Source organism: Burkholderia sp. BCC1640 (assembly GCF_902833125.1).
Taxonomy (GTDB): domain Bacteria; phylum Pseudomonadota; class Gammaproteobacteria; order Burkholderiales; family Burkholderiaceae; genus Burkholderia; species Burkholderia diffusa.
This window is the reverse complement of record NZ_CADFEF010000002.1, coordinates 345,282-362,798: the sequence shown is the minus strand read 5'-3', so window position 1 is coordinate 362,798 and position 17,517 is coordinate 345,282. Positions and strand designations below refer to the sequence as shown.

The following is a 17,517-nucleotide window of genomic DNA, read 5'->3' as shown; positions in this document are numbered from 1 at the left end:
CGCTTCAGCCCGGATCCGGCGGCGCGCGTTCCAACGACATCGCGCGCGACCGCCTTCATGGAGGAGACATCATCATGGCCGATACGCTGTCCATCGACGTCAGCGCATGGATCGACCGACATCGCGTTGCGCCGTTTCAGGCCGCGATCGTCGTGCTGTGCTTCCTGATCGTCGCGATCGACGGTTTCGACACGGCATCGATCGGATTCATCGCTCCCGTCATTCGCGCGGAATGGGGGCTGTCGCCCGCGCAGCTCGCGCCGGTATTCGGCGCGGGGCTCGCCGGGCTGATGGCCGGCGCGCTCGTGTTCGGACCGTTCGGCGACCGGTTCGGCCGCAAGCGCCTGCTGCTCGCCTGTGTCGCGTGCTTCGGCATCGCGAGTGCGGCGTCGGCGACTGCGGGCGGCTTGACCGAACTGATCGCGTGGCGCTTCGTGACCGGCCTCGGGCTCGGCGGCGCGATGCCGAACGCGATCACGCTGACGTCCGAGTATTGTCCCGCGCGGCGGCGCTCGCTGCTCGTCACGACGATGTTCTGCGGCTTCACGATCGGCTCGGCGCTCGGCGGGCTCGCGGCCGCGTCGCTGATCGAACGCGACGGCTGGCGTGCGGTGCTCGTCGTCGGCGGGGCCGCGCCGCTGCTGCTCCTGCCGGTGCTCGCGTGGCGACTGCCCGAATCGGTGCGCTATCTCGTCAACACCGGCGCGTCGCGCGAGCGGATCGCGACGATGCTCGCACGCATTGCACCGGACCCGGATCTCGCGCACGCGTCGTTCGTCGCGCCGCGCGGCAAGCCGGCCGGGTCGCCGCTCGGCCGCCTGTTCGCTGCCGACCTGCTGCGCGGCACGCTGCTGCTGTGGCTGACGTTCTTCATGAGCCTGCTCGTCATCTACCTGCTGTCGAGCTGGCTGCCGACGTTGTTGCGCACGACCGGCGCGACGCTGCAGACGGCCGCGCGCGTGACCGCGATGTTCCAGGTCGGCGGCACGCTCGGCGCGATCGTGCTCGGCTGGCTGATGGATCGCTTCGATCCGCATCGCGTGCTCGCGTGCAGCTATGCGGCGGCGGGCGTGTTCGTCGCGGCGATCGGGGGGCTGGCCGCGTCGCCGGCGGGCGCGGCACTGGCCGTGTTCGCGGCCGGCTTCTGCGTGTCCGGCTCGCAGGTCGGCGCGAACGCGCTGTCGGCTGCGTTCTATCCGACCGAATGCCGAACCACGGGCGTGAGCTGGGCGAACGGGATCGGCCGCGGCGGGTCCGTCGTCGGCTCGATGGCGGGCGGCGCGATGCTCGCGATGGGGTTGCCGTTGTCGACCGCGTTCGCATTCGTCGCGGTGCCGTGCGTAATTGCCGGGGGCGCGGTGCTGGTGCTTGGCGCGGTGCGGGCCGGCGCGAAGCGCGCGGTGGCGGCCGAGGCGATTGCCGGCGAGCAGGCGTAGCGGAGGCAGGGGCGACCATTGCCGATGGCGCCGTCTTCCGACGGCACCGAACGAAAGCAGGAATCTACATTATATAAATGTATATAATGTAGATTCCTTAATCGTTTGCGGTCCCCCTCATGAACGCCGACCCTTCCACCGGGCTGCCCGAGCCCGACCAGATGCGCGCCGCCGCCGAATCGGCATGCGCGCTGCTCAAGGTGCTGTCCAATCCCGACCGGTTGCTGCTGCTGTGCGAGCTGTCGCAGGGCGAACGCTGCGTGAGCGATCTCGAGGCGCGGCTGGATATCCGCCAGCCGACGCTGTCGCAGCAGCTCGGCGTGTTGCGGGACAACGCATTGGTCCGCACGCGCCGTGAAGGCAAGAACATCCACTATTCGCTCGACAGCCCGGCCGTGATCGCGGTGATGGGCGTGCTGTACGAACAGTTCTGCGGCACGGCCGCAAAGGGGACCCGCCATGCAGCTTGATGTGCTTCATTTCACGCCGTGGCTGTCGCTTGCAGGCGGTGTGCTGATCGGGCTGGCGGCTGCGTGGCTCGTTGCGTTCAACGGGCGGATCGCCGGGATCAGCGGCATCGTCGGCGGCTTGTTCACGGCCGGTGCCGCCGAGCGCGACTGGCGTGCCGCATTCGTCGCCGGGCTGATTGCCGCGCCGCTGATGATGCGCATCGCCGGTGTCGCCGCGGCGCCGCAGGTCGATGCGGGCTGGGGCGAGTTGCTGGCGGCCGGCCTGCTGGTCGGGATCGGTACGCGCTATGCGGGCGGATGCACGAGCGGTCACGGCGTCTGCGGGCTGTCGCGTGGCGCGACGCGATCGATCGTCGCGACGACGGTGTTCATGGTCGCGGGTTTTGCGACCGTATTCGTGCGACGGCACGTGATCGGAGGCTGACATGCAGGCAGGATTCGCGTTTCTGGCGGGGCTGCTGTTCGGCGCCGGCCTCATCGTGTCGGGGATGGCCAACCCGCAGAAGGTGCTCGGCTTTCTCGACCTGGCAGGCCGCTGGGACCCGTCGCTCGCGTTCGTGATGGCCGGCGCGATCGGCGTTGCCGTGTTCGCGTTCGCCTGGGCGAAGCGTCGGACGCGGTCGTTGCTCGGCCTGCCTATCCAGTGGCCGGCCGTGCGGACGATTACCGTACGCCTCGTCGCAGGGAGCGCCGTGTTCGGCATCGGCTGGGGGCTTGCCGGGTTTTGCCCGGGGCCGGCGATCGTGTCGATCGGACTCGGGTCGGCCAAGGGCATCGCGTTCGTCGTCGCGATGCTGATCGGGATGGCGTTGTTCGAGTGGATCGAGCACGCGCGGAAGGGGCGGTAGCTGGGTGACGTTGCTGCGGCCGAAGTTGTCGGCTCGGGCGCGTTCGATCGCCACCTGCACCGGTTTCGCGAGCAACTGCGCGTGCAGCGCGATGTGACGATCGATGCGATCGCGCGCCATTTTCCGGCCGGCACGCCGCGCTCACCCCGGACGGCCGCCGCGCGGCGATGCGCCGACGATACGATTTCGGCGATTTCATCGGCTGACCGCATGCGCGGCGAGATGCTGACGGATCAATGACAGGTAGCGATCGCCGACCGAGAAGTCGCGTGCGGCACGCGGCCGTTCCGCTTGGCGCAGCGTTGCCGGCGCGCTCATGCCCAGATACCGGCATACCGCCGACGGGAAGGGCTTGCGTGTATGCCCGAGCTGGCGCGCCGCGCGCTCGACGCGGGCGTCGCCGACCTGCGCACGCAGCCATGCCAGCACTTGGCGATCGGTGTCGTTGACGATACGGACCAGATGTTCCATCGCGCACCTCACTGTTCATAAATACAGTACTGTAAATATAACCAGTATATGAGGAGGCCGCAAGCGGGCGCGCATGCGCCTGGCCGTTCGGCCAGGGTTCAGCGCACCGGCGAAGGTGGGCGGGCGGCTGGCGATCCGGTCATCCGGGCGGCAGGCGCGGCGGGCGGGACGAGGTTCGCGTAGCGCGCGTCGGTCAGCGTGCCGAGAAACGCGACGATGTCGTCGATTTCCGCGTCGGTCAGTGCGGGCGGCGTGCCCGGCCGGCGGTTCATCGGCGTCGAATTGACGTTGATGTTGCCGCGATAGGCGGCCGGCACGTCGTCGAAGGTCCTGGCGCCGTGATACCAGCGGGCCGGGTCGGTCGAGCGCGTGTTGTAGAACGCGACCGCGTCGCGCAGCGTCGTGAACACGCCGTTGTGCATGAACGTCTGCTTGACCGCGACGTTGCGCAGCCCCGGCGTGCGCAGGTAGCCGCACCATTGCGTCGGCTCGGGCCATCGCAGCCGTGTGGCCGTGTCGCACAGGCCGTTGTCGAAATGGCGCGGATCGCGGTTCGCGGGCAGCGCGCGGTTGCGCGGCACCGCGATCGCGTCGTAGCCGAAATCGGTGAAGAGCGAGCGCTCCGGCCGGCTCGACGTCTCCGACAGCGTATGGCAACTCATGCAGTTTCCCTTGTCGGGATTGCGGAACAGCGTCAGGCCGCGCATCTCGGCCGGCGCGAGCGGCTTGCGCGTGCGCAGATACGCGTCGAAGCGCGACGTGAACGGCGCCATGTCGTCGCTCTGCAGATAGGCCTCGACGGCCGAGCCCAGCGCGCGCACCAGTTGCTCGGGGTCGCGCCGCACCGATGCGCCGAAGCGCGCGGCGAGATCGTCCGCCAGTTCGGTGCGGTCGACCTTGCGCAGCAACGCGGCCGGCGATCGGTTGTTCATCTCGTTCGGATCGAACAACGGCCCGCGAATCTGTTCGGCGAGCGTGTCCGCGCGGCCGTCGCTGAAGAGGCCGCCGAACGGCGACGGCGCGGGGGCGTCGTCGTCCTGATAGAAGTGGCGGCGCGGCACGTAGCGCACGTAGAGCAGCGACGGCGCGTTGCGCAGGCTGAAGCGTCCGTGGCGGCTGCCTTCCGGCACGCCCGGCCCCGCGAGCGAAGCGGCCGACAATGTCGGCGCGAACGCGCGCCCCGGATCGTGGCAGCCCGCGCACGACATGCCGCGCGGCTCGGATAGCCGCGGATCGAAGAAGATCCGGCGGCCCAGCGCGACGAGCGTCGGGTCCGGAGCGAAACGGCTGGCCGCCGCGTCGACCTTGTCGGTCACCTGCGGCGTGCCGTTGCCGATCGTGCCGACGACGCGCGACGGCGGCGCGCCGGGGAGCAGCATCGTCTCGGGCGGCGCGGCATGGGCCGCGAACGCCGTGCCGGCGAGCAGGGCGGCGGCAAGTACGCGTACCGTCCATCCGCTGCCGAGGACCGGAACCGAACCGGACACCCAATGCTCGGCAGCGGTCACCGACGAAACCGTCCGCCTCCGCGAGCCGGCCATCCGTCGCCGGCGGCCGGTCGAATCCATCAAATCGTCACTCAATCGAACTGCGTCACTCACGGCGCGATGAACCCCGTCTTGTCGCATGCGAGCGTATTGCCCGACTGGTCGCACGACGCGAGCAGCTTGCCTGCCGCCGAATATGCACGGAACACCCAGCCCGTCGCCGGCGCCGCGCGTCGCTCCATGATCAGGAAGCCGAAGCTGTTGTTGTGCGACAGCCGCTCGATCACGGCGCCCGGCGCGGGCGTCAGGCCGGCCGGGAATGGATCGGGCAGCGCGACGTCGAGGTTGTCACCGCCGTTGCCGGACACGATCGTCGCCGGATGCCCGGACGAGAAGTTGATCGCCTGGAAGTCGTGCACGTGCCCGTGCAGCGCGACGTGGATGCCGGGCGGGTAGTACGCCTGCGCGTTCAGGCTCGCCATCACCGACTGCAGCGCGAGGTTGCCCGGCGCGGGCGTGCTGCCGGCGATCGGCGCGAACGCGAGGATCGGATGGTGGTTCGTGAAGATCGTCGTCGACATGCCGGCTTTCGACGCGAGCGCCGCGACCGTCTGGAACTGCTTCTGATAGATGCGGAACTGCGCGTCGGTCGTCTTCAGCGGATTGCGGCCGACCTTCGCGGTGTCGAACACGATCACTTGCGTGCCGCCGCCGAGCGACACCGCATAGGGATCCGAGTAGTTCGCGTCGTCATCGTTGGCCGGATCGTCGCACGAACGGGCCGCCGAATACGGGTGCGGATCGAGGAAGCGGTACCAGCCCTGGCCGGCCCGCGCGCATTCCTCGTGGTTGCCGCGCACGACGACCCACGGCGCCTTCGCGAACAGCGGCGCGGCCGGGCGGAACAGGTCGGCCTGCCACGCATCCCAGCCGTAGCCCCACGGGCTGTCCTTGCAGCCGGCGATGTCGGGCGGGCACGCGTTTTCGCGGTAGTGATAGTCGCCGACGTGCAGCACGAGGTCCGGCGACAGCTTCGCGACGCTCGCCGCGATCGTGTCGAACGGCCAGACCGTCGCGTCGTTGCACGCCTGCCATGCGTTGTCGGCCTTCTTCATTCGGCAGCCGGTGTCGGCGATGATCGCGATGCGCTGCGGCTGTGCCTTCGGCAGCGGCAGCGCGCGGCCCGCGACGCTCGCCGTCTGGGCATCGGCCGGCAGCGTCGCTTCGCAGACCGACACCGGGAAGCTCGACGGTTTCGAGTCGGCCGGCGCGCTCGCCGTCGGCCGTTGCGCGACGGTCGCGGCGCCGGCGCGCAGCGTCATGCGCGACAGCTTGCCGTCGACGGACAGCTGCGGGCAAAGCGGATCGCTCGCGGACGCAGGGCTGTAGTTCGTGACAACGCGTGCGATCGCCTGGTTCGCATCGCCGATCTCGACCCACGCGGCCTGAACGTTGATCGCGGCACTGGCCGGGTCGGCGGGCGTATCGATGTGATTCGAACACGCGGACAGCGCCGCGAGGGCAACAAGCGAAGCGTAGCGCACGAACAGCGCGCGGGAGAGGAGTCGTCGCATGGGAGGCACCGTAGGAAAGCCGTCAACGATACGGAACGCGAATGTAAGAAATGTGAAGGCACGGAGGCGACGGCCGATGCGGCGCGCGAGTCGTGCCGCGTTCGCGGCCTTGACCTCAAGCCGGCTTGAAGCAGCATAGTCCGGATCACGGTCAACGATGCGGACAAACGGAGAATCGACGATGGAAGGAAACCGGACAAACGAAGCGCAGTCTGCGCTGTGGAATGGCCCGTCGGGGCTGGCATGGGTCGACGCGCAGCGCTCGCTCGACCGGATGTTCGAGCCGTTCGAGGCATTGCTCGCGGATGGGGCGGTGGCGGCGTCCGCGAGCAGCGTGCTCGACGTCGGCTGCGGCACCGGAGCGGTGACGCTCGCGATCGCACGGCGCCTTGGCGCGCACGCGCACTGTACGGGCCTGGACATTTCGGCGCAGATGCTTGCCGCCGCACGGGCTCGCGCCGAACGCGAGGGCGTTGACGCCGACTTCGTGCATGCCGATGCGCAGACGCATGCGTTCGCGCCGGGGCGGTTCGACCTGATCGTGTCGCGCTTCGGCGTGATGTTCTTCGACGATCCGGTGCAGGCCTTCGCGAACCTGCGGCACGCGGCGCGCCCGAACGCGCGACTGCGATTCGTCGCATGGCGCGGCGCCGCCGACAATCCGTTCATGACGACGGCCGAGCGCGTTGCGGCGCCATTGCTGCCGGCCCTGCCGGCGCGGCAGCCGGGGGCGCCGGGACAATTTGCGTTCGGCGACCGGCAACGGATCGCGTCGGTATTGTCGGACAGCGGCTGGGCCGACATCGCGATTGAGCGCATCGATATCGCGTGCGCGTTGCCGGCGTCCGCGCTGGACGACTACATCGCGCGACTCGGGCCGGTCGGGCTCGCGCTTCGTCAGGTGGACGACGCGACGCGCCGGCGCGTGATCGATACGGTTCGCGCTGCGTTCGAGCGCTACGTGGAGGGCGCGGACGTGCGCTTCGACGCGGCGTGCTGGCTCGTCACCGCGCGGGCGCCGTCTGCATGATGCATCAGGAAAATGGCGGCAGCCCGTTGTTCGGCATGTGTGCTGCCGTCCATGCGTGACAGGGCTGCGGCGCCGTGCAAAAGGCAGGTGTCAGTCGCGCCTCGCCCGCAACATCAGCCAGGCGCAGCCTGCCGCCACGAGCGCGAGCCCCAGCAGCACCGCCTCGACGCCGAGTGCGAAACCGGGCGGCATCTCGCCGCTGTTCGGCATGGGCGACAGGTTGGCGGTGATCGCGATCGCGCCGCCGGCGAGCAGCGCGATGCAGACGATCCAGTAAACCTTGCCGCGCGCGGCGGCGGTGCGGATCCGCCAAAGCGCGAGGCCGACGCCGCCGAGGTAAAGCACCGCGAGCGTCGCGAGCGCGACGAAGTCGCCGGTGCGATCGTTCAGCAGGCCGCTCATGGCACGGCTCCGTCGGGCGCCGCGCGTCGGCTCGACAAGAGGAACGCAGCGGTCGGGTTCATTCGGCCTCCGTTGCGTGTCCCGGCGCGCGGCTCAGCAGATGCGTACGCTGGTCGGCCGCGAGCGAGACGTAGCGTTCGTATTGACGCAGGACATCGGCGATCAGTTCGTCGCCGCGTAGATATTCGACGTCGTAGCCGAGCCGGCCGTCCTCGAAGAACGTGACGATGCCGTACACGTGCGGACGCTCGGCTTCCGGCTCGGCCGCTTCGCGTACCAGGAAGGCCGCCGCGGATTTCGCCGTCACGCGCGCGCCGTAGACGAAATCGCGGTGTTCCGCGGTCGGTACGGTCAGCCGCACCGCATCGTCGCTGTCGCGCTGCACGTGTGCGTCGACGCCGCCTGAACGCAGCTCGTCGGCGACTTTGCGCAGCGCGGGCTCGACGGTTTCCGCGACGAACTGGCGCGCGTCGGACTCGGTCGTCTGCCGCAGGATATGCGTCAGGCGATGGCGCCAGTGCTGGCCGGTCCAGAAGCTCGTCGCGGGCGCGACGTCCTGCGAATAGTGCGCGCGATCGGCCGCGAGCCCGCGCCACAGCCCGTAACACAGTGCGAGCATGATCAATGCGACCGGCAATGCGGCGATCAACGTCATCGCCTGCAGCGCGCCGAGCCCGCCCGCGACCAGCAGCACGGCCGCCGTCACGCCCAGCAGCGCAGCCCAGAACAGCCGCTGCCAGACCGGCGAATGCGCGGTGCCGCGCGTCGCGATCTGGTCGATCACGAATGCGCCGGAATCGGCGGACGTGACGAAGAACACCGCGATCAGCACGATCGCGACGATCGACAGCAACTGCGGCAGCGGCAGGAAATCGAAGAAACGGAACAGCAACGCATCGACGCTGCCGGCCGTCTGCGCGAGCGCGCCGGCCGCGCCGTGCGTGTCGAGCCAGATCGCGCTGTTGCCGAACACGGTCATCCACACGAGATTGAATGCGGTCGGCACGAGCAACACGCCGATCACGAACTGGCGGATCGTGCGGCCGCGCGAGATGCGCGCGATGAACATGCCGACGAACGGCGACCACGACACCCACCATGCCCAGTAGAGGATCGTCCAGCCGCCGAACCAGCCTTCCTCGCGCGGCGGCGCGTACGCATAGGTGCGGAACGACAGGTCGACGAGATTCGACAGGTACTGGCCAATGTTGTCGCCGAGCGCGCGCAGCAGGAACGACGTCGGGCCCGCGACGACCACGAACGCGAGCAACAGGAACGCCAGCAGCAGGTTCAGCTCGGACAGCCGCCGCACGCCCTTGTCGAGACCGCTCGCGGCCGATGCGCCGGCCAGGATCACGACGATCACGACGAGCCCGATGCGGAACGCGTTGCCGCTCGTATCCCAGCCGGCGACCGTATGCAGGCCCGCGCTCAACTGCATCACGCCGTAGCCGAGCGTCGTCGCGATGCCCGCGACCGTGCCGACCAGTGCGAACGCGTCGACCGTGTGGCCGATCCAGCCGTTCACGCGCTCGCGCAGCACCGGATACAGCCCGGAGCGCAGCGTCAGCGGCAGGTTGTAGCGGAATCCGAAGTATGCGAGCACGAGCCCCATCAGCCCGTAGATCGCCCACGCATGGAAGCCCCAGTGGAAGAAAGTCATCAGCATCGCCTCGCGCGCGGCGGCCGGCGTGCCGGGATCGACGGTCGGCGGCTTCAGGAAGTGCTGCATCGGCTCGCCGACGCCGAAGTACATGAGGCCGATGCCCATGCCCGCCGCGAACAGCATGGCCGTCCACGACAGGAAGCTGAACTCGGGCTCGGCGTCGTCGGGGCCGAGCCGGATGTTGCCGAAGTCGCTCGCTGCGATCAGCACGAGAAACACGAGGAACGTGGTGACGGCGAGCACGTAGAACCAGTCGAAGCGCGCGACGACCCATTGCTGGCCGGAGGAGAAGAGCGCGCCTGCTTCGGTCGGGAGCAGCGCGCACACGACGAGCAGTGCGCCGATGACCGCGAGCGCGGGCAGCACGACCTGCGGCTTGAATGTCGTGCGGGGCGAGGAACGGGAATCTGGCATGGCTGGCATCCAGTTGTGGGCGCAACGAGGCGCGACGCCGCCCGGCGCGCGTGTCGCGCGTCGGACCCTGATACGGCGTGCGTCGAGTGTACCGCGGTGTCAGGACTGCAAGAAGGGATATGCAGCAGGGAAAACCTGACGAATTGTAAGGTATCGGGGCGATCGCGAAAACCCGCACGCTGCGCGCTGCGTGCGAAAGAGGCGGACGACGAACGTCAAACCGGCGCCCCGGACGATGCCGGATCGTCCGGGGCGCAAGCAACGGAGGCGCAGCCGTATGGGTTCAGAACGTCACGGCGATCCCGGCCATGCCGACGAACTGGCCGTGCGTCGTCGACGGCGTGAGCTGCTGCGAATCGCCGACGATCGGCGCCGCGTCGACGATATGGCCGGCGCCCAGCGCGCCGAGCGTCCGTCCGCTCGAATGCGTATACGCCTGCAGCGCATACAGCGTCGTGCGCTTCGACAGGCTGTACGACTCCTTCAGCGAATACTGCTGGTAACGGGCCGCGTCCGACACGCCGTTCGCCTTCGACGCGAGCGTGTACGCGAACGCGCCGGCCACCGAGAACGTCGGCGTGAAGCGATATGCGGCGAGCGCGCCGTAGGTGTTGAACACGGCCGTGTCCGTGAACGCGGAGCCGTTGCCGGGCAGATACTTCACGTTCGAGTAGTTGAGGCCCATCGTCAGGTTGCCGAGCGTGTAGTTGCCGGCCGCCGCGACCTGCTCGACGGCCTTCGCGGTCAGGTAGCCCTGGTTCAGCACGGACACCGCGAAGCTGCCCGACGCGGCGGTCGCCGGATTCAGGAAGCCCGCCGACGAACCCGAGCTGTTGATGCGCAGGTAACCGGCCGCGATCCCGATCGGCCCGTTCGCATAGCGCAGCGCGGCGCTGAACGTGTTGCCCTTGCCGGTCGCGCCGGCGATGCCACCGAACGCATACATCGCGCTCGCGGTCACCCCGGACAAGGTCGGCGACGTATAGGTGACGGAGTTGTTGACGCGGATCGTCGTGTCGAGCCCGTCGATGTCGCCCGGATGCGCGCCCGTCGCGCCGGTCAGCCAGCTGCTCGCCGCGTACGGGCCGACCAGCAGGAAGTACGGCGTGTACTGGCGGCCGGCCGTCACCGTGCCGTAATGATCGTTGCGCAGCCCGACGAAGGCCTGGCGGTTGAAGATCGTGCCGGCGGCGGCCTGCGCGCCGGTGTTCAGGTTGAAGCCGGATTGCAGGTCGAAGATCGCGTGCGTGCCGCCGCCGAGATCCTCGTCGCCGCGCAGCCCGAACTTCGACGCATACAGGTTGCCGTCGCGCATGTACACGTTCGAGTGGCCTTGCTGGTTGTTCACGTACGCGAGCGAATCGTCGACCACGCCGTACAGCGTCACGCTGCTCTGCGCATGGGCGGCGGAAGCGCCGAGCGACGCGGCCGATAAAATCAGGATTGCAGAGTAGTGATGCGATGCTTTCATTGACGATCTCCAAGTCTCTTCAAGGGGGCGGGAGGCTGATCGGCCTCCTCTTTGGTGGAGGGCGGGCCGTGTGCGCGGCCCGCCCGATCTTAGGGTTCGGCGTTTTCCCGCGCTTGCGCGGTCAGTCGTCGAGTGCCACGACGACGCGACGCCATGCGCCATCCCGCGCATCGTGTTCGACGCGCGCACCGCGCACGGCAAGCGCGCCTTGCAGCGATGCCGGCAGCAGGATCTCCACGCGCTCGGCGGGGCGGTTCATGCGGCCATCCCAGCGGACCGACACGCCGAGTTCGCCCGACGCCGTGCGTCCGGTCTCGATGCGCCACAGCCCGTATTCGCCGTCGCGCCACGCTTCCGTTTCGCCGTCGTCCTCGACGCATTCGCCGTACGCAACGCCGTCCTCGATGCGCGGCGCGACGAGGAAGCCGCGCGTGTCCGCGCGTGCGCCGAACCGTTGCTCGGCGACGTTCAGCGGCAGCACGCGACCTTCGCGCAACAACATCACCGGCGTGTCGAGCGGCGCGGGCAGCGTCACGTTCGCGCCGCCGTCGAACGACTGCGCGCTCGCACAGCACACCCAGCGCGCGCCGGACGGCAGGTAGACCGTGCGCTCCGTGCGGCCCGGCTCGACGACCGGCGCGACCAGCAGTGCGTCGCCGAGCATCATGTCGTCGCATTCGTCGTAGCAGCGCGGGTCGCCGGGGAAGTCGCCGAAGGTCGGCCGCAGCACGGGCTCGTAGCGCGTGGTCGACAGCCACAGCAGGTGATAGAGGTAAGGCAGCAGCCGGTAGCGCTGCTTGATCAGCGACGCGATCCGCGTGGTGATCTCCGGATACATCCACGGTTCGTTGACGGTGCCGTCGTCATTCCACGAATGGATGCTGAAGCGCGGCATGAAGATGCCGAACTGCACCCAGCGCAGCAGCAGCTCGGGCGACGGCGCGGGGCCGGAGAAGCCGCCGATGTCGTGACCGATGTTCGACACGCCCGACAACGCGAGCCCGAGGCCCATCTTGAGGTTGTAGCGCAGCGTTTCCCACGACGTGTAGTTGTCGCCGGACCAGGTCTGCACGTAACGCTGCATGCCGGCGCCGCCGGAGCGCGACACGAGGAACGGCCGCTGCGCCGGCGCATGCGCGCGCTGGGCTTCGCGCGACGCGCGCATCATCAGCATCGTCTGCAGCACCTTCGCCTCGCGCGCGGGAAACGGCTGGCCGAAGCCGTGCGCGATCGCGTCGGGCGACCAGATCTCGTATTCGTTGTTGTCGTTCCACGTCGACTCGATTCCGTAGTCGAGCAGCGCCGACGTGACCTGCTCGCGCCACCAGCGGTACGCGTCCGGTTGCGTGAAGTCGAGATACGCGCCGACCTCGTCCCAGAACTGCACCCATGCCGGTTCGCCGGATGCCGAGCGGATCAGCAGCCCGCGCCGCGCGGCGTCGTCGAATGCCGGGTGGTCGCGCAGCAGGCACGGCTTGATGTTCGCGCACAGGCGGATGCCGTGGTCGCGATAGTGCTTCACGAAACCCTTCGCGTCGGGAAATTTTTCGCGGTTCCAGTTGAACACGTAGCGCTTCGCGCCGATCGACGTATAGCCCGACGAAAGGTGGAACGAATCGCACAGGATGTCGTGTGATTCGCACTGCTCGACGAACTGGTTCATCTGCCGCTGCGCGTCCGGCGCGTCGGTGTAGCTCATCGTCGAGCCCGAATAGCCGAGCCCCCATTTCGGCGTGCGCGCCGGGCGTCCGGTGAGCCACGTGAAGCGCCGGGCGGCCGCGAGCGGCGTGTCGGGCGACGCGATGAAGTAGTAGTCGAGATCGCCATGCTCGGCGACGAAGTAGCGGTAGAGCCCGTGGTAGTTGTCGAGTTCGCGGCCCATGTCGAATGCGCAATCCGACAGTGTGTCGTAGAACAGCCCGAAGCCCTGGCACGCGCCGGGCGACCACGTGACGTAGAACGGAATGTGCTTGTAGAGCGGGTCCGTGTGCTTCGCGCTGTAACCCATCGCATCGATGTTGCGCATCTCGAAGCGCGCGCCGGTGCGGTCGAGGTCGCCCGCGCGCTCGCCGAGACCGAACACCTTGTCGCCGCGCTCGCGTGCGACGTAGTGATAGGCGCGATCGTCCCACCAGCCGAAGTTGTAGGCCTGCGTGGCGCGGTCGGCGAGCACGACGCGCCACGCGTCGTCCGCGCCGCGCATCGACCACGTGCAATGGCCGCCCTGCAGTTTCACGTCGAGGCGGATCTGCGCGGTTTCGATGCGCACGCCGCCGTCGTCTTCGACGAAGTCGTAGGCCGGCAGCGCGAAGCCGCTCAGGTCGAGGCGGTCGCGCCCGTCGAGCGGCACGTCGTCGAGGCCCGGTGCGATCGTCCAGGTGCGCGGGGTGCGCGCCGTCGCGTCGGGCAGCACGCGCACGCGCACGATGTCGTCCTCAAGCACGAAGATCTCGAAGGTCGCGCCCGCGTCGGACGCGAGCAGCACACGGTTCGCCTGCCGGTCGGCGACGCGGAACACGGGCGGATGAAGAAGCGAAGTCATGAAGGCGATTCCTGGTGAAGACGGAGGTCAGGCGTGCTGCGCGAGCAGGCGTTCCTGCTTCGACTGCCCGCGGATCAGCACCGCGAGCAGCGTCACGCCGATGATGTCGAACAGGCCGAGGCACGCGAACAGCGGTGCGTAGCCGATCTTGTCGGCGAGCGCGCCGACCAGCAGCGAGAAGCCGAGCCCGCCGATCCACGCGGCCATGCCCGCGAAGCCGCTGGCGGTGCCGACTTCCTCGGGATCGAACACGTCGGCCGACAGCGTGTTGACGAGCGCGGAGATCATCTGGTGCGCGAAGCCGCCGACGCAGAACAGGCCGATGGCCGTGTACGGCGACGACACGAGCCCGATCATCGCCGGCCCCAGCATCAGCACCGCGCCGAGCGCGACGCCGGCGACACGCGACCACACGAGCGGCAGTTTGAACCGGTTCGCGAGGTAGGGCGACAGGTAGCCGCCCGCGATGCCGCCGGCGTCGGCCGCGAGAAACGGCATCCACGCGAACACGGCGATCTGCGTGAGCGGCATGTGGCGTTCAGTGGCGAGGTAAAGCGGAATCCAGAAGCTGAAGGTCTGCCATGCGGGTTCCGCGAAGAAGCGCGGCAGCGCGATCGCCCAGAAGCGCCGCGCGGTGACGACGTCGCGAATCCGGCGCTTCGACGCGGCCGGCATCGTGGCTTGGCCGTCGCGGATCAGCGTGCGCTCCTGCGACGTGATGCGCGGATGATCGGACGGCGACCGGTACTGCGTGTACCAGAGCGCGGCCCACACGAAGCCGAGCGCGCCGGTGACCATGAACGCGGATTGCCAGCCGAACCGCATCGACAGGAACACGACGAGCGGCGGCGCGATCGCGGCGCCGAGCGACGTGCCCGCGTTGAAGTAGCCGACCGCGACGGATTTCTCGCGATCGGGAAACCATTCGGCGACGGCCTTCATCCCCGACGGGATCGCGGCGGCCTCGAACAGCCCGAGCAAGCCGCGCAGGATGCCGAGCGACAGCCAGCCCGACGCGAAGCCGTGCGCGACGCCGACCACCGACCACAGCATCGCGAACAGCGCGAACCCGAGCCGCAGGCCGATCAGGTCGACGATGAACCCGCATACCGGCTGCATGATCGTGTAGCCGATCTGGAACGCCCCGACGATATACGAGTACTGCTGCGTCGAGATCGCGAACACCTGCTTCAGTTCCGGTGCGAGGACCGCGAGGGAATTTCGTGCGAGGTAGTTGAGGATCGTACCGAGACATACCAGCACGATGATCCACCAGCGCAACGCCTTGACTGTTTTCACTGCTGTCTCCTGAGCCATGCAAATCGCCCGGCGGGGCGTCTTTTGCGGGTCATGTTTGTACGATGTCCGATCTTGATGGGCGACCGATTCACCTGATTTTTATCGGAATCACCGCGTTCAATCGAACATTTCGCTGCTGTTGAAGGTCAATGTTATCTGACGACTGATCATTTTCGAGCATCCTATGTTCGAATTCGAATCCGGTCAACGTGAATCTGCATTCGAACGAACATCCTCGGGGTATTCCCGATATGTCCGCGGACAGGGCCCCCCGGTGCATTGCGCGACGAGTGGCGCCGAATGTCTGCTCGACGAGGCCGAACGGCGGTCGCACGACCGACTGCATCAGGCGGGCCCGGCAGGGGGCGTGACAACCCTGATGAAAATTTATTTTTTTCCTGCCGGCAGATTGTGTAAATTGATTTTCATCCACCTTGCAAAACCATTCGCATGACGCCTCTCGTTCCGCACGATGCCAGTCACGACGAATCCGCGATCGCGGAGCGCATCGCCTCGGCCATGCCGCGAATGACGCCGATCCACCGCCGGATGGGCGAGTTCGTGCTCGCGAATCCGTTTCGCGCGGCGACGATGCGGATCGACGAGCTGGCGCAGGCCGTGAATGCGTCGATCGCCACCGCGAACCGCTTCGCGAAGGCGCTCGGCTTCGACGGCTATCCGGCGATGCGCGCGGCGCTCGTGCGCGGCTTCGAGGCGACGCTCGGCCCGGTCGAGCGGCTGCGTTCCGCGCAGGAGCAGGAACAAGAGCACGAGCAGGGCGTGCGCGGCGCCGCGTGGATCGACGCGGTGTTCGACCAGGCCGTCGCGAACATCGAGAACACGCGTGCGCAACTGGATGCGGCCGACGTCGAGGCGGCCGTCGAGGCGATCGTCGGCGCGCGGCGCGTGCTGATTCTCGGCGCCGGTTCGAGCGCCTTTCTGACCGGGCTGATGGAGCACGGATTGTCGGTGTGTCACGACAACGTGCAGTCGCTCGCGCTGCTCGGCGGCCCGTCGCATGCGGCGCGGCGCCTGTACACGGCCGACTCGCGCGATCTCGTGATCGCGCTCGCGTTTCCGCGCTACGTCAAGGACACGATCGAGCTGGCCCGCCGCGCGGCCGCGCGCGGCGCGCGCGTGCTCGGCATCTCCGACGGGCCCGGTTCGCCGCTTGCACCGATCGCGTCGCTGAATCTGTACGTCAAGGCCGAACGGCGTTTCGCGGCCACGTCGGAAGCGGCCGTGCTGACGATGATCGAGGCGCTGATCGACGCGGTCGCGCTGCGCACGCACCGCTCCGCGAAGTCCGCCGCCGAAATGACCGAATTCCTGTTGCCGTGGCTGATCCAACCGCAAGCGACGCCGCCGGCCGCCAACCCTTCTTCCTCCGGTCCGAAAAAATCATGACTTCACCCGCGATCGTCGCGATTCATGGCGGTGCAGGCACGATCCTGCGCGATGCGATGGACACCGACACCGAACGCCAATACCGTGCCGAACTCACCGCGATCCTGCAGGCCGCGCAACACGTGCTCGCCGACGGCGGCAGCGCGCTCGACGCCGTCACCGTCGCGGTGCGGCTGCTCGAGGACTGTCCGCTGTTCAACGCGGGGCGCGGCGCCGTCTATACGGCCGAAGGCAAGCACGAACTCGACGCAGCGGTGATGGACGGCACGACGCTTGCGGCCGGCGCGATCTGCTGCGCGACCCGCGTGCGCAATCCGGTGCTCGCCGCCCGACGCGTGATGGAGGCGAGCGAGCACGTGCTGCTGGCAGGCGCGGGCGCCGACGCGTTCGCGGCCGCACAGGGCCTCGAACTCGCCGAGCCCGGCTACTTCGACACGGAAGCGCGTCATGCACAGTGGGTCAAGGCGCGCGCGGCGGCCGGCATGATGCTCGATCACGATGCCGCGACCTTCGCATTCGGCGCCGGACAGCCGGCCGAGCCGCTCGATCCCGACCGCAAGCACGGCACGGTCGGCGCGGTCGCGTGCGACGTGCACGGCCATATCGCGGCGGCGACGTCGACCGGCGGCATCACGAACAAGCAGCCCGGCCGAGTCGGCGATTCGCCGATCATCGGCGCCGGCTGCTACGCGGACGACGCGACCTGCGCGGTATCCGCGACGGGCACCGGCGAGATGTTCATCCGGCTCGCGACCGCGCATGACGTGGCCGCGCAGATGGCCTATCGCGGCGCATCGCTCGCCGATGCCGCGCACGACGCCGTGATGAACAAGCTGTCGCGCCTGGCCGGGCGCGGCGGGATCGTCGCGGTCGACGCGCACGGCAACGTCGCGATGCCGTTCAACACGGAAGGGATGTATCGCGGCTACGCACGCGTCGGCGAGACGCCCGTGGTCGGCATCTATCGCGACGATGCGGCCTGATTCCGGACCGCACGAGG

The 17,517-nt window shown here is 68.5% G+C and carries 15 protein-coding genes; 7 read left to right on the top strand and 8 right to left on the bottom strand.

The features are described from left to right. Positions 1 to 74 precede the first annotated feature (74 nt). From HWX25_RS04015 to HWX25_RS04000, 4 genes are all read left to right on the top strand, one after another. Complete coding sequence (locus tag HWX25_RS04015; RefSeq protein ID WP_175907258.1) at positions 75 to 1,436, top strand: aromatic acid/H+ symport family MFS transporter; 1,362 nt, start codon at positions 75 to 77, stop codon at positions 1,434 to 1,436. A gap of 119 nt (positions 1,437 to 1,555) precedes the next feature. Continuing rightward, the gene (locus HWX25_RS04010; protein WP_059525037.1) at positions 1,556 to 1,906 is read left to right on the top strand and encodes a metalloregulator ArsR/SmtB family transcription factor; all 351 of its coding nucleotides are present in this window, start codon (positions 1,556 to 1,558) and stop codon (positions 1,904 to 1,906) included. After that, positions 1,896 to 2,330, top strand: a complete 435-nt coding sequence (locus HWX25_RS04005) for a YeeE/YedE family protein (protein WP_175907257.1) — start codon at positions 1,896 to 1,898, stop codon at positions 2,328 to 2,330. Before HWX25_RS04010 ends, HWX25_RS04005 begins: the two co-directional genes overlap by 11 nt. A gap of 1 nt (position 2,331) precedes the next feature. Continuing rightward, positions 2,332 to 2,754 carry a DUF6691 family protein gene (locus HWX25_RS04000; RefSeq protein WP_059818919.1) on the top strand — a complete coding sequence of 141 codons (423 nt, stop codon included), beginning with the start codon at positions 2,332 to 2,334 and terminating at the stop codon, positions 2,752 to 2,754. A 195-nt stretch (positions 2,755 to 2,949) separates the two neighbouring features. On the opposite strand, the gene HWX25_RS03995 is transcribed toward HWX25_RS04000, so the two are convergent. From HWX25_RS03995 to HWX25_RS03985, 3 genes are all read right to left on the bottom strand, one after another. After that, entirely contained in the window at positions 2,950 to 3,225 is a 276-nt protein-coding gene (locus HWX25_RS03995; RefSeq protein WP_057928306.1) for a hypothetical protein, read from the bottom strand. A gap of 98 nt (positions 3,226 to 3,323) precedes the next feature. Next, positions 3,324 to 4,652: a cytochrome c peroxidase gene (locus HWX25_RS03990; RefSeq protein WP_175907331.1), complete on the bottom strand. Its 1,329-nt coding sequence runs from the start codon at positions 4,650 to 4,652 to the stop codon at positions 3,324 to 3,326. A 170-nt stretch (positions 4,653 to 4,822) separates the two neighbouring features. Then, complete coding sequence (locus HWX25_RS03985; RefSeq protein ID WP_175907256.1) at positions 4,823 to 6,286, bottom strand: metallophosphoesterase; 1,464 nt, start codon at positions 6,284 to 6,286, stop codon at positions 4,823 to 4,825. A 181-nt stretch (positions 6,287 to 6,467) separates the two neighbouring features. On the opposite strand from HWX25_RS03985, the gene HWX25_RS03980 reads away from it, so the two are divergent. Then, positions 6,468 to 7,316 (top strand): class I SAM-dependent methyltransferase, encoded by an 849-nt coding sequence (locus tag HWX25_RS03980; protein ID WP_175907255.1) that lies wholly within the window; start codon positions 6,468 to 6,470, stop codon positions 7,314 to 7,316. Between the two features lie 90 nt (positions 7,317 to 7,406). On the opposite strand, the gene HWX25_RS03975 is transcribed toward HWX25_RS03980, so the two are convergent. The 5 genes from HWX25_RS03975 to HWX25_RS03955 all read right to left on the bottom strand — a co-directional run bounded on the left by HWX25_RS03975 (position 7,407) and on the right by HWX25_RS03955 (position 15,110). After that, the gene (locus HWX25_RS03975; protein WP_175907254.1) at positions 7,407 to 7,718 is read right to left on the bottom strand and encodes a hypothetical protein; all 312 of its coding nucleotides are present in this window, start codon (positions 7,716 to 7,718) and stop codon (positions 7,407 to 7,409) included. A gap of 58 nt (positions 7,719 to 7,776) precedes the next feature. Beyond that, positions 7,777 to 9,798, bottom strand: coding sequence for a BCCT family transporter (locus tag HWX25_RS03970; protein WP_175907252.1), 2,022 nt, complete (start codon positions 9,796 to 9,798; stop codon positions 7,777 to 7,779). Positions 9,799 to 10,081: 283 nt separating this feature from the next. Further along, positions 10,082 to 11,269: a porin gene (locus HWX25_RS03965; RefSeq protein ID WP_175907250.1), complete on the bottom strand. Its 1,188-nt coding sequence runs from the start codon at positions 11,267 to 11,269 to the stop codon at positions 10,082 to 10,084. 121 nt (positions 11,270 to 11,390) lie between these two features. After that, positions 11,391 to 13,811, bottom strand: coding sequence for a glycoside hydrolase family 31 protein (locus tag HWX25_RS03960; protein ID WP_175907248.1), 2,421 nt, complete (start codon positions 13,809 to 13,811; stop codon positions 11,391 to 11,393). Between the two features lie 27 nt (positions 13,812 to 13,838). Further along, complete coding sequence (locus HWX25_RS03955; RefSeq protein WP_059525059.1) at positions 13,839 to 15,110, bottom strand: MFS transporter; 1,272 nt, start codon at positions 15,108 to 15,110, stop codon at positions 13,839 to 13,841. 450 nt (positions 15,111 to 15,560) lie between these two features. Between HWX25_RS03955 and HWX25_RS03950 the strand changes: the two genes are divergently transcribed. Together HWX25_RS03950 and HWX25_RS03945 are read left to right on the top strand one after the other, a co-directional pair. Next, a complete protein-coding gene (locus HWX25_RS03950; RefSeq protein WP_059818926.1) occupies positions 15,561 to 16,517 on the top strand; it encodes a MurR/RpiR family transcriptional regulator in 957 nt (318 codons plus the stop codon). After that, positions 16,514 to 17,500: an isoaspartyl peptidase/L-asparaginase gene (locus HWX25_RS03945; RefSeq protein ID WP_175907246.1), complete on the top strand. Its 987-nt coding sequence runs from the start codon at positions 16,514 to 16,516 to the stop codon at positions 17,498 to 17,500. The genes HWX25_RS03950 and HWX25_RS03945 overlap by 4 nt, the downstream gene beginning before the upstream one ends. The last annotated feature ends 17 nt before the right edge of the window (positions 17,501 to 17,517 follow it).

Bases quoted from the DNA above. Each gene is read 5' to 3' on its own strand.
- HWX25_RS03965 (WP_175907250.1), bottom strand. From the start codon at position 11,269: ATGAAAGCATCGCATCACTACTCTGCAATCCTGATTTTATCGGCCGCG.
- HWX25_RS03945 (WP_175907246.1), top strand. From the start codon at position 16,514: ATGACTTCACCCGCGATCGTCGCGATTCATGGCGGTGCAGGCACGATC.
- HWX25_RS03985 (WP_175907256.1), bottom strand. From the start codon at position 6,286: ATGCGACGACTCCTCTCCCGCGCGCTGTTCGTGCGCTACGCTTCGCTT.
- HWX25_RS04000 (WP_059818919.1), top strand. From the start codon at position 2,332: ATGCAGGCAGGATTCGCGTTTCTGGCGGGGCTGCTGTTCGGCGCCGGC.
- HWX25_RS04015 (WP_175907258.1), top strand. From the start codon at position 75: ATGGCCGATACGCTGTCCATCGACGTCAGCGCATGGATCGACCGACAT.
- HWX25_RS03960 (WP_175907248.1), bottom strand. From the start codon at position 13,811: ATGACTTCGCTTCTTCATCCGCCCGTGTTCCGCGTCGCCGACCGGCAG.
- HWX25_RS03980 (WP_175907255.1), top strand. From the start codon at position 6,468: ATGGAAGGAAACCGGACAAACGAAGCGCAGTCTGCGCTGTGGAATGGC.
- HWX25_RS04010 (WP_059525037.1), top strand. From the start codon at position 1,556: ATGAACGCCGACCCTTCCACCGGGCTGCCCGAGCCCGACCAGATGCGC.
- HWX25_RS03975 (WP_175907254.1), bottom strand. From the start codon at position 7,718: ATGAGCGGCCTGCTGAACGATCGCACCGGCGACTTCGTCGCGCTCGCG.
- HWX25_RS03995 (WP_057928306.1), bottom strand. From the start codon at position 3,225: ATGGAACATCTGGTCCGTATCGTCAACGACACCGATCGCCAAGTGCTG.
- HWX25_RS03950 (WP_059818926.1), top strand. From the start codon at position 15,561: ATGACGCCTCTCGTTCCGCACGATGCCAGTCACGACGAATCCGCGATC.
- HWX25_RS03970 (WP_175907252.1), bottom strand. From the start codon at position 9,798: ATGCCAGATTCCCGTTCCTCGCCCCGCACGACATTCAAGCCGCAGGTC.
- HWX25_RS04005 (WP_175907257.1), top strand. From the start codon at position 1,896: ATGCAGCTTGATGTGCTTCATTTCACGCCGTGGCTGTCGCTTGCAGGC.